General features: G+C 54.0%; 1 protein-coding gene. It reads left to right on the top strand.

The features are described from left to right. The coding region (locus SB773_RS30005) for an IS3 family transposase (RefSeq protein ID WP_410593834.1) at positions 1-504 on the top strand (504 nt) is incomplete at both ends.

Genomic DNA, 504 nt, shown 5'->3' with positions numbered 1-504 from the left:
AGCCAAACCAGGTGTGGTGCGGTGATGTGACCTATATCTGGACAGGTAAACGCTGGGCGTACCTCGCCGTTGTCCTCGACCTATTCGCAAGAAAACCAGTGGGCTGGGCAATGTCGTTCTCGCCGGACAGCAGGCTCACCATGAAAGCGCTGGAAATGGCATGGGAAACTCGCGGTAAGCCCATGGGGTTAATGTTCCACAGCGATCAGGGCAGTCATTATACGAGCAGGCAGTTCCGGCAGTTACTGTGGCGATACCGAATCAAGCAGAGTATGAGCCGGCGCGGAAACTGCTGGGATAATAGCCCAATGGAGCGCTTCTTCAGGAGCCTGAAGAACGAATGGGTGCCGATGACGGGCTACGTAAGCTTCAGCGAAGCAGCTCACGCTATAACGGACTATATCGTTGGGTATTACAGCGCGCTCAGGCCGCATGAATATAACTGTGGGTTACCACCAAACGAATCGGAAAACCGATACTGGAAAAACTCTAACGCGGTGGCCA

It is taken from the genome of Bacillus sp. SIMBA_074 (assembly GCF_046534555.1).
GTDB lineage: Bacteria > Bacillota > Bacilli > Bacillales > Bacillaceae_G > Bacillus_A > Bacillus_A mycoides.
The sequence above is the reverse complement of the archived record's forward strand: the minus strand, read 5'-3'. Positions and strand labels throughout refer to the sequence as shown.